This window comes from Streptomyces sp. MBT65, assembly GCF_016612545.1.
In the GTDB taxonomy this organism is placed as follows: Bacteria; Actinomycetota; Actinomycetes; order Streptomycetales; family Streptomycetaceae; genus Streptomyces.
This window is the reverse complement of the sequence record NZ_JAENRY010000045.1, coordinates 24,991-39,443: the sequence shown is the minus strand read 5'-3', so window position 1 is coordinate 39,443 and position 14,453 is coordinate 24,991. Positions and strand designations below refer to the sequence as shown.

Here is a 14,453-nt window from a genome sequence, read left to right as displayed (position 1 = left end):
CGGTGATGAGTATGACCCAGCATGCCGAGCCGGCGGTGTCCTCACCGCCGGCCCCCGGCCCGAAGGAAACCGACGGCCGGACCTCCGAACGGCCCCTGGCGCTGCGGCTGTTGGCGCGTCCCGAGGTGGGTGTCTTCCTCGGTGCGGCCGCGGTGTACGTGTTCTTCCTGATCGCCGCTCCGCCGGTGCGCGAGGGCACGTCGATGGCGAACATCCTCTACAGCTCGTCGACGATCGGGATCATGGCGCTCCCGGTCGCCCTGCTGATGATCGGCGGCGAGTTCGACCTCTCCGCCGGTGTCGCCGTCATCACCTCCGCGCTCACGGCGAGCATGCTCAGCTACCAACTGACCATGAACGTATGGGTCGGTGTGATCGTCGCCCTGCTGGTGTCGCTGGGGATCGGGTTCCTCAACGGGTGGATGGTCGTCAAGACCGGACTGCCCAGCTTCCTGGTCACCCTGGGCAGCTTCCTCATCCTGCAAGGCGTCAACCTCGCCGTCACCAAGCTGGTCACCGGGAACGTCGCCACCGACGACATCAGCAACATGGACGGCTTCTCCCAGGCCAAGAAGGTCTTCGCCTCCTCGTTCGAGGTCGGCGGCGTCAACGTCAAGATCACCATCATCTACTGGCTGGTGTTCGCGGCGATCGCCACCTGGGTGCTGCTGCGCACGAAGTACGGCAACTGGATCTTCGCGGTCGGCGGGAACAAGGACAGTGCGCGGGCCGTCGGCGTGCCCGTGGCGTTCACGAAGATCTCCCTGTTCATGCTGGTCGGCTTCGGGGCCTGGTTCATCGGCATGCACCAGCTGTTCTCCTTCAACACCGTGCAGTCCGGCGAGGGCGTCGGCCAGGAGCTGATCTACATTTCCGCGGCCGTCATCGGCGGGTGTCTGCTGACCGGCGGTGCCGGCTCGGCGATCGGCCCGGTGTTCGGGGCGTTCATGTTCGGCATGGTCCAGCAGGGCATCGTCTACGCGGGCTGGAACCCCGACTGGTTCAAGGCGTTCCTGGGCGTGATGCTCCTCGGCGCCGTCCTCATCAATCTGTGGGTCCAGCGCACCGCGACCCGGAGGCGCGCTGTCGGTGAGGATGGCGCCGTGGGTGCCGGATTCGTTGCTTGCCATGAAGGTCACCTCCGGGTCGCGGTGCGCTGGACCCACAGATTGATGAGGACGGCGCCGAGGAGCATCACGCCCAGGAACGCCTTGAACCAGTCGGGGTTCCANATCGTCCAGCTGCGCAACGCGGGCAAGGCCTACGGCAACGTCCGTGCCCTGCACGGCGTCGACCTCGCCGTCCGCCCCGGCCAGGTCACCTGCGTCCTGGGCGACAACGGCGCCGGCAAGTCCACGCTGATCAAAATCATCTCCGGACTGCACCAGCACACCGAGGGCGAGTTCCTCGTCGACGGTGAACCCGTCCACTTCACCACCCCCCGCCAAGCCCTGGACCGCGGCATCGCGACCGTCTACCAGGACCTGGCCGTCGTCCCCCTGATGCCGGTGTGGCGCAACTTCTTCCTCGGCTCCGAGATGACCAGCGGCCCCTGGCCCCTCCGCCGCCTCGACATCGAGAAGATGAAGAAGACCGCGGACGAGGAACTGCGCAACATGGGCATCGTCCTGGACAACCTCGACCAGCCCATCGGTACCCTCTCCGGCGGCCAGCGCCAGTGCGTCGCCATCGCCCGCGCCGTCTACTTCGGCGCCCGCGTCCTCATCCTCGACGAACCCACCGCCGCCCTCGGCGTCAAGCAGTCCGGCGTCGTCCTCAAGTACGTGGCCGCCGCGCGCGAGCGGGGTCTGGGGGTCATCTTCATCACCCACAACCCCCACCACGCCTACATGGTCGGCGACCACTTCAGCGTCCTGCGCCTCGGAACCATGGAACTCTCCGCCGAGCGCAGCGAGATCACGCTGGAGGAGCTGACCAACCACATGGCCGGCGGCACCGAACTCGCCGCCCTCAAGCACGAGTTGTCCCAGGTGCGCGGTGTCGACGTCGAGCAACTCCCCGGAGACGCGAACGTCTTGGCCCCGGCCGAAAGCGCCCGCTGACAGCGCCACCCGGACACCGCCCCCACCCCGCGCGAACGAACGGCTTCGTGCGACGCACCCCCGCTCCCCCTATACCCGAAGGCATTCCCTCATGAAGATCGCCCTCGACCCGTACATGATCCGTCATGTCCCGCTGCTCGAACTGCCAGGCGTGGTGGCCGAGTTGGGCTACGAGTGGATCGAGTTGTCGCCTCGCGAGGACTTCATCCCCTTCTTCCGGCACCCCCGCGTTGACGACGCCACCGTGCGCAAGTTCCGCAAGGCGCTGGACGCGGCCGGCGTCGGGATCTCCTCCCTGCTGCCGCTGTTCCGCTGGTCCGGCCCCGACGAGGACGCCCGGCAGGCCGCCGTGCGCTACTGGAAGCGGTCGATCCAGATCGCCTCCGAGCTGGGCGTGGACAGCATGATCTCGGAGTTCAACGGCCGGCCCGAGGAAGCGGACCGCAGCGAGGCCCAGTTCTGGAAGTCGATGGACGAACTCCTCCCGCTCTTCGAGCAGGAGGGCATCCAACTCGCCCTGGAACCGCACCCCGACGACTTCATCGAGGACGGTCACCAGGCGGTCGACTTCATCCGGGGCATCAACCACCCGAGCGTCAGCTTCCTGTACTGCGCCCCGCACACCTTCCACATCGGTGACGACGCCCCCGGGATCATCCGACACGCGGGCGAGCTGCTCACGCATGTCCATCTGGCCGACGCGTTCGACCACACCGCGTCCTCGGGCAACCGCTACATCCTCAACCCTCCCGGCACCACGGCGCGGATCCACCAGCACCTCGACATGGGCGAGGGCGAGGTCGACTTCGGCGAGCTGTTCCGGGCCCTCCAGGACAACGACTTCGACGGCACCCTGACCGCCTGCGTCTTCGCCTGGGAGGAACGGGCCAAGGAGTCCTCGCTGTTCATGCGCGCGAAGATCGACGAGTACCTCGCCACTCCCCCTTCCCCGCTACGACCGGCTCGGCGGACCGGGGATGCTCCGGCCTCGGGATCCTGACCCTGAAGCCGGGCGGGACACAGAACTTCTCGACCGGTGACTCCGAGTTCCTGGTCCCGCATCCGCCGCACGCGTCGGCGGCCCTGATCAGCAGTGCGGACGGTGGGACGTCCGTACTGCCCCCGCCCGTACCGGGCGGAGCTCACTCTCCGCTCGGTACGGGCCCACCGTCGGCACGCGCGCCGATTCCAGCGAGACGTCGGGCGCGGGACCATCGGCGTCGAGGTGCCCGTGCCCGTACCGATGTCGTCACCACCCTCCGGCCGCGGCCCGCCCAACAGGTCGCCGCCGGTTTCGACTTCCCCACCTCCAGCTGACCTCTCTTCTCAAGGGACACCTCATGACCTCCTCCGCCAAGCCCTTGTCCGTCGCGGTGATCGGAGCCGGTATGGCCGGCCGCAGCCACGCCGCCGGATACCGCAACGTCAACACCGTGTTCGGGGCGGGACTGCCCCCGGTGCGGCTGGCCGCGATAGCCGACGCCAACACCGCGCTCGCCGAGGACGCGGCCCGCCGCTACGGCTTCGACAAGGCGCTGCCGAGCTGGGAGGCCGTGGCCGAGGACCCGACGATCGACGCCGTCAGCATCGTCGTGGGGAACGCGCTGCACCGGCCGATCGCCGAGGCGCTGGTCGCCGCCGGAAAGCACGTGCTGTGCGAGAAGCCGCTGGCCGGTTCGCTCGAAGACGCCCGTGCGATGGCCGAGTTGGAGCGGACCGCCGATGTCGTCACCGCCGTCGGATACACCTTCCGCCGCTCCCCCGGCATCGCCGCGATCCGTGACCACGTGCGGCGCGGCGAGCTGGGCGACCTCACCCTGTTCAGCGGACGTTACTGGTGCGACTACGCCACCGACCCCCGGGGGCCGCTGAGTTGGCGTTTCAAGGGGGGTGCCGGTTCCGGCGCGCTCGGTGACGTCGGCTCGCACGTCATCGACGCCGCCGAGTACGTGGCCGGGCCCATCACCTCGGTCTCCGGTGCCACGCTCTCCACCCAGATCCCCAAGCGTCCGCTGCCGCTGGGCGCGGTCGTCGGGCACAACGCGGCCCCCGTCTCCGACGAGTTCGGCGAGGTGGAGAACGAGGACACCGCGTCCTTCACGGCCCGCTTCGAGTCCGGGCTCGTCGGCACCTTCTCCGTCACCCGCACCGGTTTCGGGCTGCCCAACGGGCTCGCGTTCGACGTCCTCGGGGTCGGCGGACGGGCCGCGTTCGACCAGCACCGGCCGGCCGAGTACCTCTTCGACGACGCCCAGCCCGACGCACGTACCCGCGGTGCCCGACAGATCATCGCCGGGCCCCAACTGCCGTACTTCGCGGGCGGGGTGCCGATGGAGGCACCGGGTGTGGGCGCGAGCAACGCCGACAACTTCACCTACCAGGCAAGGGCGTTCCTCGACCAGGTCGCCGGAGTCGCCGAACCGCTCCCGGCCTGCGCCACGTTCGCCGAGGGACTGCGGACCATCGAGATCATCCGCGCGATCGTCGAGTCCTCGCAGGCCGGCGGCGCCGCCGTCACCGTCCCGCCCGCCGTCTGACCACCCGCAACAGTCCAAGGAGCACCCGCATGTCCCTCAAGCTCGGCGCCTACACCGCCTGTCTGCACGACCGCCCGCTGGCCGAGGCCCTCGACATCCTCAAGGAGAACGGCCTGACCTCCGTCGAGGTCAACACCGGCGGCTTCATCCCCTCCCCGCACTGCCCGGTCGACCTGCTGCTGTCCTCGGCGACCGCACGCGAGGAGTACCTGGCGACCTTCGCGGACCGTGGGATGGAGCTGACCGGCCTCAACTGCAACGGGAATCCGCTCAACCCGCTCCCCGGGGTCGGCCCGAAGCACGCCGACGACCTGCGCCGTACGATCCGCCTCGCGGGCCTGCTCGGCGTGCGGCACGTGGTCACCATGTCCGGCACCCCGGGCTCCGACCCCGACGCCAAGTACCCCTCCTGGGTGGTGAATCCGTGGGACGGCGTCTACATGGACGTCCTGGACTACCAGTGGGAGGTGGCGGTCGGGTTCTGGAAGGAGATCGACGCGCTGGCCCGGGAGAACGACGTCCGGGTCGCCATCGAGATGCACCCCCACAACCTCGTGTTCTCCCCCGTCACCCTGAAGCGGCTCGTCGACGCGACCGGCGCGACCAACGTCGGTGCGGAGATGGACCCTTCGCACCTGATGTGGCAGGGCATGGACATCGTCGCCTCGATCAAGTGGCTGGGCCCGCTGGTGTTCCACGCCGCCGCGAAGGACGCGATGCTCTGCCCCGGCGCCGACATCCGCGGTGTGCTGGACACCTCCTTCACCCGCGTGCCGTCCGACGCCCCCGACAAGGTGCCCACCGGTTACGGCTTCTGGTGCAACTCCTGGCCCGAGAACCCGGCGTGGAAGTTCGTCGCCGTCGGCGTCGGCCACGACGTCGCCTACTGGACCGAGTTCCTGCGCGCCCTCGCCGAGGTCGACCCGGACATGGCCGTCAACATCGAGCACGAGGACGCCGCCTACTCGCAGACCGAGGGGCTCGCCCTGGCCGCGAAGAACCTGCACGCCGCCGCGGCCGCCGTCTAGGCCCAACTCCCCACCGCAGTACGGGACCGCGCCCGGTCGGCCGGGCCGGTCCACCGTCCTCGGCGACCCGCCCTCACGACGGCGACTCAGCCGAGGCGCCCGCTCGTCCGGGTCATCCGTGGTGCTCCCCAGGGTGCGTGAGGGCATCGCCCGGTGCGGTGCCCTCGGTCCTGGCCTCCAGGGCGCGCACCACGGCCACCATGTCCTCGCCCCCGTGGCCCCGCGCGACGGTCTCGCCGTAGAGGGCATGGCAGATGTCGAGGAGAGGCGAGGCCAGACCGGCCTCACGGGCGGCCTCCGCGATCAACCGGTTGTTCTTCAGTACGTCCGCGGCCGCCGCCTGGACGGTGAAGTCGCCGGTCACCAGCTTGGCCCCCTTCACCCGGGAGACCGAGCTGGCCATCGGCCCCGCGTCCAGGACGTCACGGAGCAGACTCTGGTCGAGCCCGTGCCGGTCGGCGAAGTGGAACGCCTCGGTGAGTCCGGTGACCATCGTGATCAGGAACAGGTTCACCGAGAACTTCATCAGCAGCGCGCCCGGAACCGCACCGCAGCCGAACGTCTCCTGGCAGACGGGGGCGAGCAGCGGTCGTACGGCCTCCAGGGCATCGGTGTCCCCCGCCAGCATTCCCACCAACTTCCCCTGTTCCGCGGGGACTCGGGAGCCGGAGACGGGGGCCTCGACGTACCTCCCGCCCGCGGCCCGGATGTCGTCCTGGAGGCCGGCCGAGTAGTCGGCCGAGGTCGTGCCCATGTGAACGACGGTGTGTCCGGTGACCCGGGAGGCGAAGTCCGCGGTGCCGCGGCCGAGCACCGCGTCGATGGCCGTCTCGTCGGCCAGCATGAGGAACACGATGTCGTCCGCCCGGTCGAAGACCTCGGCAGGGTCCGCCGCGACCTCGGCCCCGGCGGCGGACAGCGGTTCGCATCGGCCTGGTGTGCGGTTCCAGACCACGAGGGGTGTGCCCGCTCGGGCGAGGTTGAGCGCCATGGGCTGCCCCATGACTCCGAGGCCGACGAAACCCACGTAGCGCACGATGAACCGCCGTTTCGTCCTGCGGCGGGGCCCGACCGTCGACGCCGCCATCGATCATGACGGCTGTCATGGTAGTCCACTCTATGACGACGGTCATAGAGTGGGGTTCGGCAGGCCCGCGGAACGGCGACGGAGGTCGAGGATGACGGCGGCGAAGGTGCCCGGACGGGGCCCGCGCGAGCGGATGGTCTTCAGCGCGGCGCAGCTCATCCGGCGCGACGGGGTCGCCGCCACAGGCATGCGTGAGGTGGCCGCCCACGCCGGCGCGCCACGCGGTTCGCTTCAGCACTACTTCCCCGGCGGCAAGGAGCAGTTGGTCAACGAGGCGGTGACCTGGGCGGGCCGCTACGCCGGCAAGCGTGTCGCCCGCTTCCTGGACGCGCTGCCCGAGCCGACGCCGAGCGGGCTGTTCGGCGAGATGGTGCGCCAGTGGACCGACGAGTACGAGAGCGCGGGTTTCGCGGGCGGCTGCCCCGTGGCCGCCGCGACGGTGGACTGCGCGGAGACGGTCGTCTCCACGCGGGAGGCCGCGGCCGACGCGTTCGCCACCTGGACCGGCCCGGTGGCCCGTGCCCTGGTCGACATGGACGTACCCGAGCAGCGGGCGACTTCGCTCGCCACGCTCATGATCAGCGCCCTGGAGGGTGCCCTCCTCATCGCCCGGGCCGAGCGGGACGTCCGCGCCCTGACGACCGTGGCCCGTGAACTCGGCCCGCTCCTCGACTCGGCGACGAGCAGGGACCGCTGACCGGTCGCCCCGCGAGGCCCCGGTCACCCGCCCGGACCGGGGCAGGTCCGTCGCGCCCGGGTGATTCGACAGCGATCAGCACGGCGGCCCCCTCGACCGGCGCCGACCCGATCGTCCGCCAGGACTCCTACGACACCTCCCGCACCGCCACCCCCGGTGCCCTGCCGGTACATCCGCCTGTCCGACACGAACATCATCGACGTCGCCGAACTGCGGTTCTCCGGCACCTGCACAGCACCAAGCTGGCGGCTCATCGCACGCTGACGTCCGTGCGTCGGTTGTCCGGCTTGAAGGGCAGCGCTGTGACCGTCGCCCGGATCTCCCGCTGCGGGGTGCCCGGACGGCCCCACAGGACGACGACCTCGGTGCCCGGTGTCGCGTGCGCGGGATCGAGTACGCAGAGCGAGATCATCGCCCGCAGGGTCGGGCTCACCGTCCGGCCCGTGGCCACGCCCACCGGATCGCCCGCCACCAGGACCTGGTCGAAGTGGGGACCGCGTCCGCGCGGCATGTCCATCTGGTCGGGCAGGTCGGTCTCGCTCAGCAGCGAGGTGAGGATGCCGGTGACGTCCTGTTCGTTCCAGCGCAGACCGACCAACTGCCGTGTGGGTACGCCGCTTTCGGCATCCCTGGCGAGTGCGTCCCGGCCGATGAAGTCGCGGTCGGGGACGCCCTTGCGGAAGCCCCAGCCGAGCTCGCCCGGTTTGCGGAAGTAGTCGGTGACCCCGGTCGTGGGGACGAAACTTCCGGTGGGCACGCCCTTGCGGAACTGCCTCGGCGCTCCCGGCGTGAGGATCGACGCCGGCAGATAGTCCAGCCCGTTGGTCGCGATCCCGGCCTCGATGTGCTGAACAGGCTGTGCCCGGAAGCCGAGTTGACGGATGCCGACGTCCTGCCCGCTCGCCACGACCGCCGCCCAGATCTCGTTGGCGTGTGCGGTCGGCCCGTGCAGTTCGTACCCGAGTTCGCCCGAGATCCCGGTACGCAGGACCCGTACGGGGACCCCGTCGACCGTCGACATGCGGCTGCGGCTGAAGCCGATGTCGCGGAGGTCGTCCCCCGTCAGCTTCTCCAGGGCGGCCAGGGACGCCGGGCCCTGGACGCCGAAGATGAACACGTCGGGGCTGAGGTCGGTGGCGGCGGCGTCCCAACTGCCCTGGCTCAGCTGCCACAACAGCCAGTCGCAGCTGCCCCCGGTGTAGACGAACTCATCGGGTCCGAGCCGGCACAGCACTCCCTCGGAGGCGACCCAGCCGTTCTCGTCGAGTTGCACATGGTGCTTGATCTGCCCGGCCTCGAAACGGGACAGGTCCCGCATCCCCAACCGGCTCAGGAACGCGAGCGCCTGCGGGCCGTGCACCTTCACCTTGTGCAGGGAGCTCCAGTCGCCGACGTAGCACGAGCCGACATGGGCGGCGCTCTCCTCGACCCAGTCCGCGTACTCCTCGGGGAGCAGGAGCTGCGCGAAGCGGCCGTAGGTGCCGCGCGTGTTGCCCTCGTCCTGGGCCGCGGCGGCCGGGCTGAACATCGCCGGGCGCTCGGTGATGAACGGTGCATCGTTCAGCCGGAGGACCGCTTCGTAGGTACTGCGCTGCTGTGAGGCCTGGTTCATTTCACTCTCCGTCGAGTGGCGGTCGTCCAGGGTGTCGTCCTGCGCGTCACCCCGTGCTGGATCGATCCCGTGCTAGATCGATTAAGTCGGACGGTAACAGGAGGTCCGGGGTGAGGCGAGAGTCATGACGCACCGTTGATCGGTCGCGCGGTGCAAGCAATGCGGAACTTCTGCGCGGTGCCCATCGGTCCCGGTCGCCGCGGCCGTACGGACGTCAACGCCCGATCGTGGGGATCGGGTTCTCGGCGAACCACTGGGCGAGGAAGTCCAGGAAGACCGTGATCTTGCGCTGGGTGCCGGGTCCGGGGCCGTGGATCGCGTAGAGCGGCCGGTCCGGGGCCGCCAGTTCGGGCAGCTGGACCTGAAGGGCCCCGGAGACGAGATCGTCGTAGACGGACCGCTGCGGCAGCAGGGCGATGCCGCGCCCGTGGACGGCCGCCTTCTGGAGTGCGATGTAGGAGTTGGACGAGAAGGCCACGTTGCGGATCTTGTGCAGCGTGGAGGCGCCGCCGTGCCCGATGCGCCAGACGGGGTCGTTCACGTGCACCAGGCAGTCACGGCCGGCCAGTTCGTCGGGGTGGGTCAGGGGGCCGTGCTCGTCGACGTACGACTTCGACGCGCACAGGACGAAGGGCAGCGAGGCGATCTTCTTCAGGCGCACGTTCGAGTCCCGCAGGTCCCGGGTGTGGAACGCCAGGTCGAAACCGCCGTCCAGGAAGTCGTAGGTCCGGTCGGACACGCCTCCCAGTTCGAACCGGATCTGGATCTTCGGGTGCGCGGCGGAGAACGCGGCGATGGCGTCTCCGAGGTCCAGGCTCCCTATCCACTTCGGGCAGATGATGCCGAGCGCGCCCTCCGCGCTGTCGTGCAGATGCGCGATGTCGGAGTCCTCGGCGTCGATCTCCTTGATGATGCGGGCGGCGAACTCGGCGTAGCGCAGGCCTGGTTCGGTCAGGCTGACCGAGCGGGCCGTGCGGTTGACGAGCCGGACGCCGACCTGTCGTTCCAGCTCGGCGACGTGCCGCGACACGAGCGACCCCGACGATCCGAGCGCTTTGGCGGCGCCGTTGAAGCTGCCGAGGTCGGCGACGATGACGAAACAGCGCATGAGGAGCAGACGGTCCATGGCGTTCCTCCGGTCGGCCACGGCACCGGTGTCCCTCCGGGCCGTGTCGGACATGGGGTGATGCGGCTGGGCGGAGCCGGTTGACGTACTGACGGCTACTAGATCGATCTAGTGATCGTAACAGAGGCCCGTCATGACCGGGAGGCCCTGGTGTCCCGGTGCGCGTCGGGTCGGTTCGCCCAGCCGCATCGCCCGCGCGTCAGTGCTTCTTCGTCGCGAACGGACGCGCCATGACCGTTCCGCGCACCCGGGTCTGGGCATGGCGCTCGACGGCCGGGTTGGGCGAGCCGCCGTTCGGCTCGCCCCAGACGATCTCCACCTGGTCGCCGGCCGCGGCCGTCGGGTCGATCGTGCCGAGCGAGATCCAGCCGCGGACGTTCGCCGAGTACGAGGTGAGCATCGCCGCTCCCACGAGTTCGCCGTCCTTCTCCACCCGGTCGAACTGGCAGGCGGTGTAGAACGCCGCCGGCATCTCCATGTACTTGAGGCGCCCCTCGCCCTTCTCGTACATGCTCGCGAAGATCCTGCCGACATCGTCGCGGTCCCAGAGCACCCAGGCCTTGCGGCGGTGCGGCCGGTCCTTGATCGCCTCGAGGCCCTCGCGGCCGACGAAGTCGTGGTCGAACTTGAGGATGTGGCCGTAACCGAGGTCCCACGGGGTGGTGTAGTACTCCTCGATCCGGTCGGCCACGAAGCTGCCGCCGAGGGCGAGGTTGCCCTCGAACGAACGCGCCGACTGCCATTCGCGGAACGCCTTCATGTCCTCGCCGGAGTAGGTCGCCGGCAGGGTGTTGGCGATCCAGCCGGACTCGGTGGCGACCGAGGCGTAGGCGCGGGCGCCGATCTGGCGCAGGCCGTACTCGGCGCCGGCCTCCACGATGAGTTCGCGCACCGCGTCGATGTCCGCGTAGGGCCCGGTGAACTCGTAGCCCGGGAAGCCGGACATACGGTGGTTGAGCGCGGTGACCTCGTGCGGGCCGACGTTGAAGCGGCCCATGGTGAAGAACGGGATGTCCGGCATCGGGCCGCCGTTGACCTTCTCGAAGATCGCGGCGGCGTGCGGGCCCTGGAGCTGGAGCCGGAACAGTTCGCGGCCCTTGGGGTTGTTCACGGTGCGTTCGTCGCGGCGGACGGTGACGTCCCAGTCGCCGGTGGCCGCGTTGAACTGGACCCAGTTGAGGGCCGGCGGCCGGCCGACGATCCGGACATGGCGCTCGCCGACGCAGAACAGGATGCAGTCGCCGATCATGTAGCCGTCGGGGCGGACGGTGATGAGCTGCTTGGCGCTCCCGGGGCCGAAGCCCTGGAAGCTGTTCGCCCCGAGGTGTTCGAGCAGCCGGTACGTGTCGGGCCCCTGCACGACGAGGTCCGTCATGTGGTGCGACAGGTCCATCAGCGCCGCGCTGTTGCGCCACGCCTCCTGCTCGTCACGCCAGTTGCTGAACTCGGGCTTGATCGGGAACGGGTACGCCCCGGAGCGCCCCTGGCGAAGCAGGGCGAGCGCCCCTCCAGCCTTGGTGATCTCTTCTTCGAGACTGAGCATGGGATTCCTCTCGGTCACCGGTGCGCGGCTTCGTCGCCGCGCCCTGCGACCGTATAACAGATGCCTGTAAAGTTTTAAGACGTCTGAAACAATGTTCTCGGGCGGATACTGACGTCCCGTACAGACGGAGGGCGACGATGGCTTCGGCGAAGGACAGCACGGGTCCGGCATGGCAGGACGGACTGCCCCATGTGCTGTGGCGGACACAGCAGGCCGTGCACGGCCGCCTTCAAGAGGCGCTGGACGGACTCGACGTCACGGTGACCCAGCTCGGTCTCGCGGTTCACCTCGACGAACTCGGTCTGATGTCCGCCTCGGACCTGTCACGGCTCTTCCACATCACGCCGCAGAGCGTGACGACGGCGCTCTCGCAGCTCGAACGCGTGGGGTGGGTCCGGCGGTTGCCGCATCCGGTGCACAAGCGCGTCATCCTGCACGAGCTCACCGAAGCGGGCCTCGCGGGTGTCGCGGACGGCCGGGCACGCATCGCCGCGATCGACGCCGCCCTCGCCGAGATCCTGGGCGCCGGAGGCAAGGACGAGGTCATCGGGCAGCTGCGCAAGCTGCTCTTCGCGTTGGAGGGCGAGGATCCCGCGTACGCCGGGATGTGGCCGGTCGTCCGCGCCGCGCCGTGAGCGGCGGACGGCCCGCGGTGGTCACACGGACGCGCGTGCCACGATCCGGCCGGGCACCGGCGCCAGCCCTCCGGTGCCGATGCCCAGGGCGTTGCGGGCCGCGATCCGTCCGAGGACCTCGGCGTCGATGTGGACGGTGGTGAGCGCGGGCGTGGAGAGCGAGCCGTACTCGGTCTCGTCGAAGCCGATCACGGCGATGTCCTCGGGCACCCGGAGCCCCAGATCCCGGAGGGCCGCGAGGCTGCGCTGGGCGATGTCGTCGTCGAAGGCCGCCAGCGCCGTCACGTCGGGGTGAGCCGCCAGGAACTCCTGGATCGCCGCCGCACCGGCCTCCCTCGGCCTCGGTACGACGATGCGCTCCAGGGGCGGAAGTCCTCGACGCCGGGCGGCTTCCTGGGAGAACCCGAGGCGGGCCTCGGTGAGCGGGAAGTCGTGATCGGGCATCGCCAGTGCGATCCGGGTGTGCCCCCGGTCGGCGAGGTATCCGAGTTGCAGCGCCGCGTTGGCGGCGAACCCGTTCTCCCAGTCGTCCTCGGTCGGTTCGCGGCCCTGCATGTAGGCCTCGCCGAGCCGCAGGACCGCCCGCGGCGCGATGGTGTCCAGGACCTTCTGCGTGGCCTCGGGGATCGAGTGCCCGTGCCGGACCAGGAGGATGTGGTCGTGTTCGGCCAACTCCTCGTCCAGGCCCCGGACATAGCTGCGGGAGAAGTTGCCCTCCATGCCCCAGTCGACGTTGAGCACCACGATGCGCGAGGACCCCTCGCGCAGTGCGCGGGCGATCCCGTGCGGGACGTATCCCAGGTCCTGGGCGGCCTCCATGACCCGCTCCCGGGTGGCCGCGGAGATCGTCTGGCGCGGGTCGTCGTTCAGGACGAAACTCACGGTCGCCCGCGACACGCCGGACGCCTTGGCCACATCGGTCAACGTCACTCGGCCCGAACGGCCCATGCCCGCGTACTCCCCTCGTCAGCCGTGCACACTGCACGCCCCCGTCGGCAGGCATCACCAGCCGGCCTTCGGTACGTCGGGTTTCACTCTACGCGCTAGATCGATTCAGCCCTCCAGGACAAGACGTCGGTCGACCGGAACTCCGCTCGTGACGGACAACAACCGACGGGCCTTCAGTTCGGTCTCCTGCCATTCCCGCTCGGGTTCCGACCCCCAGGTGATGCCCGCCCCGGTGCCGAACCTGAGGAGCTGCTCGCTCCGGTCGATCCAGAAGGTGCGGATACCGACCGCGAGTTCACCGCGTCCGCGGTCGGCGTCGACCCAGCCGATGCCACCGCAGTAGGGACCGCGGGGTGCCGTCTCCAACGCCTCGATGATCCGCAGGGCGCTCACCTTGGGCGCCCCGGTGACCGAACCGGGCGGGAATGTCGCCGCCAGCAGCTCGGGCCAGCCCACCTCTGCTCGCAGCCGCCCTCGCACCGTCGACACCAGGTGGACGAGCCCGGGATGCTTCTCGACCGCGCACAGGTCCGGTACGGCCACGGTGCCGGGGACGCAGACACGGCCGAGGTCGTTGCGGACCAGGTCGACGATCATCACGTTCTCCGCGTGGTCCTTCTCCAGCAGATCCGCCTCGGTACGGCCGGTTCCCTTGATGGGCCCCGACTCCACTTCTCGCCCGGTGCGCCGCAGGAAGAGTTCCGGCGAGGCCGTGGCCACCTCCACGCCGTGCCGTGGCAGGCGGACGACACCCGCGTACGGTGCGGGATTGTGCCGTGCCAGCAGACCGGAGAGTGCCAGGACATCGGCCCCCGGCGCGATCGGGGCGGACAGCACCCGGCACAGATTGGCCTGGTAGACCTCACCGGTGGCGATGTGCTCGCGGATGCGGGTCACGCCGTTCGTGTAGGCGACGCGGTCCAGCGAGGAGGTCCACTCGTCGGCACGCGGGCCGCGCCACGGCACCGTACGAGATAGGCGGCCGTCCGTCCGTCGTACGTCCCGGAAGCGGGCGCACGTGAGGCGGCCCTCGAAGTCGGTCACCACGGCCCAGAAACCCTCGGAGTCCAGCGCGGTGGCGTCGTGGGTGACGTCCACGAGACCGGTGGCGAGGTGTCCCCCGAGCAGGGCCAGGGCAGGGTACTCGTCCATACCGAACCTCCTTCGCCGCGAGCAA

General features: G+C 69.7%; 12 protein-coding genes and 2 pseudogenes. 7 read left to right on the top strand and 7 right to left on the bottom strand.

The window, feature by feature from the left end; all coding sequences use genetic code 11:
- Window positions 1–5 precede the first annotated feature (5 nt).
- A pseudogene (locus JHN63_RS13165) lies at window positions 6–1,079 on the top strand (ABC transporter permease); the annotation flags it as partial.
- A gap of 56 nt (window positions 1,080–1,135) precedes the next feature.
- On the opposite strand, the pseudogene JHN63_RS52615 reads toward JHN63_RS13165, so the two are convergent.
- Window positions 1,136–1,240 (bottom strand): annotated as a pseudogene (locus JHN63_RS52615) (sugar ABC transporter permease); the annotation flags it as partial.
- Here JHN63_RS52615 and JHN63_RS13160 point away from each other — a divergent pair.
- The 4 genes from JHN63_RS13160 (at window position 1,212) to JHN63_RS13145 (ending at window position 5,628) form a co-directional block, all read left to right on the top strand.
- Complete coding sequence (locus tag JHN63_RS13160) at window positions 1,212–2,063, top strand: ATP-binding cassette domain-containing protein (RefSeq protein WP_234476525.1); 852 nt, start codon at window positions 1,212–1,214, stop codon at window positions 2,061–2,063. The pseudogene JHN63_RS52615 and the gene JHN63_RS13160 overlap by 29 nt on opposite strands.
- 91 nt (window positions 2,064–2,154) lie before the next feature.
- On the top strand, window positions 2,155–3,063 hold the full coding sequence (locus JHN63_RS13155; RefSeq protein ID WP_200679926.1) for a sugar phosphate isomerase/epimerase: 909 nt from the start codon (window positions 2,155–2,157) through the stop codon (window positions 3,061–3,063).
- 340 nt (window positions 3,064–3,403) lie between these two features.
- Window positions 3,404–4,600 carry a Gfo/Idh/MocA family protein gene (locus JHN63_RS13150; protein ID WP_200679923.1) on the top strand — a complete coding sequence of 399 codons (1,197 nt, stop codon included), beginning with the start codon at window positions 3,404–3,406 and terminating at the stop codon, window positions 4,598–4,600.
- A 29-nt stretch (window positions 4,601–4,629) separates the two neighbouring features.
- Window positions 4,630–5,628 carry a sugar phosphate isomerase/epimerase gene (locus JHN63_RS13145; RefSeq protein WP_200679922.1) on the top strand — a complete coding sequence of 333 codons (999 nt, stop codon included), beginning with the start codon at window positions 4,630–4,632 and terminating at the stop codon, window positions 5,626–5,628.
- A gap of 112 nt (window positions 5,629–5,740) precedes the next feature.
- Here the strand turns inward: JHN63_RS13145 and JHN63_RS13140 are convergent, their stop codons facing one another.
- The gene (locus tag JHN63_RS13140) at window positions 5,741–6,715 is read right to left on the bottom strand and encodes an NAD(P)-dependent oxidoreductase (RefSeq protein ID WP_200679920.1); all 975 of its coding nucleotides are present in this window, start codon (window positions 6,713–6,715) and stop codon (window positions 5,741–5,743) included.
- Window positions 6,716–6,806: 91 nt separating this feature from the next.
- Here JHN63_RS13140 and JHN63_RS13135 point away from each other — a divergent pair, with 91 nt between their 5' ends.
- Window positions 6,807–7,412: a TetR/AcrR family transcriptional regulator gene (locus JHN63_RS13135; RefSeq protein ID WP_200679918.1), complete on the top strand. Its 606-nt coding sequence runs from the start codon at window positions 6,807–6,809 to the stop codon at window positions 7,410–7,412.
- A 250-nt stretch (window positions 7,413–7,662) separates the two neighbouring features.
- Here the strand turns inward: JHN63_RS13135 and JHN63_RS13130 are convergent, their stop codons facing one another.
- The 3 genes from JHN63_RS13130 to JHN63_RS13120 form a co-directional block, all read right to left on the bottom strand.
- Window positions 7,663–9,024 (bottom strand): aminomethyltransferase family protein, encoded by a 1,362-nt coding sequence (locus JHN63_RS13130; RefSeq protein ID WP_200679916.1) that lies wholly within the window; start codon window positions 9,022–9,024, stop codon window positions 7,663–7,665.
- 214 nt (window positions 9,025–9,238) lie between these two features.
- Window positions 9,239–10,150: a LysR family transcriptional regulator gene (locus tag JHN63_RS13125; protein WP_200679932.1), complete on the bottom strand. Its 912-nt coding sequence runs from the start codon at window positions 10,148–10,150 to the stop codon at window positions 9,239–9,241.
- Between the two features lie 199 nt (window positions 10,151–10,349).
- Window positions 10,350–11,693: an aminomethyl transferase family protein gene (locus JHN63_RS13120; RefSeq protein ID WP_200679914.1), complete on the bottom strand. Its 1,344-nt coding sequence runs from the start codon at window positions 11,691–11,693 to the stop codon at window positions 10,350–10,352.
- Between the two features lie 137 nt (window positions 11,694–11,830).
- On the opposite strand from JHN63_RS13120, the gene JHN63_RS13115 reads away from it, so the two are divergent.
- A complete protein-coding gene (locus tag JHN63_RS13115) occupies window positions 11,831–12,328 on the top strand; it encodes a MarR family winged helix-turn-helix transcriptional regulator (RefSeq protein WP_200679912.1) in 498 nt (165 codons plus the stop codon).
- 21 nt (window positions 12,329–12,349) lie between these two features.
- On the opposite strand, the gene JHN63_RS13110 is transcribed toward JHN63_RS13115, so the two are convergent.
- On the bottom strand, window positions 12,350–13,276 hold the full coding sequence (locus tag JHN63_RS13110) for a LacI family DNA-binding transcriptional regulator (RefSeq protein ID WP_200679910.1): 927 nt from the start codon (window positions 13,274–13,276) through the stop codon (window positions 12,350–12,352).
- A gap of 105 nt (window positions 13,277–13,381) precedes the next feature.
- Window positions 13,382–14,428 carry a chorismate-binding protein gene (locus JHN63_RS13105; protein ID WP_200679909.1) on the bottom strand — a complete coding sequence of 349 codons (1,047 nt, stop codon included), beginning with the start codon at window positions 14,426–14,428 and terminating at the stop codon, window positions 13,382–13,384.
- Between the last annotated feature and the right edge of the window lie 25 nt (window positions 14,429–14,453).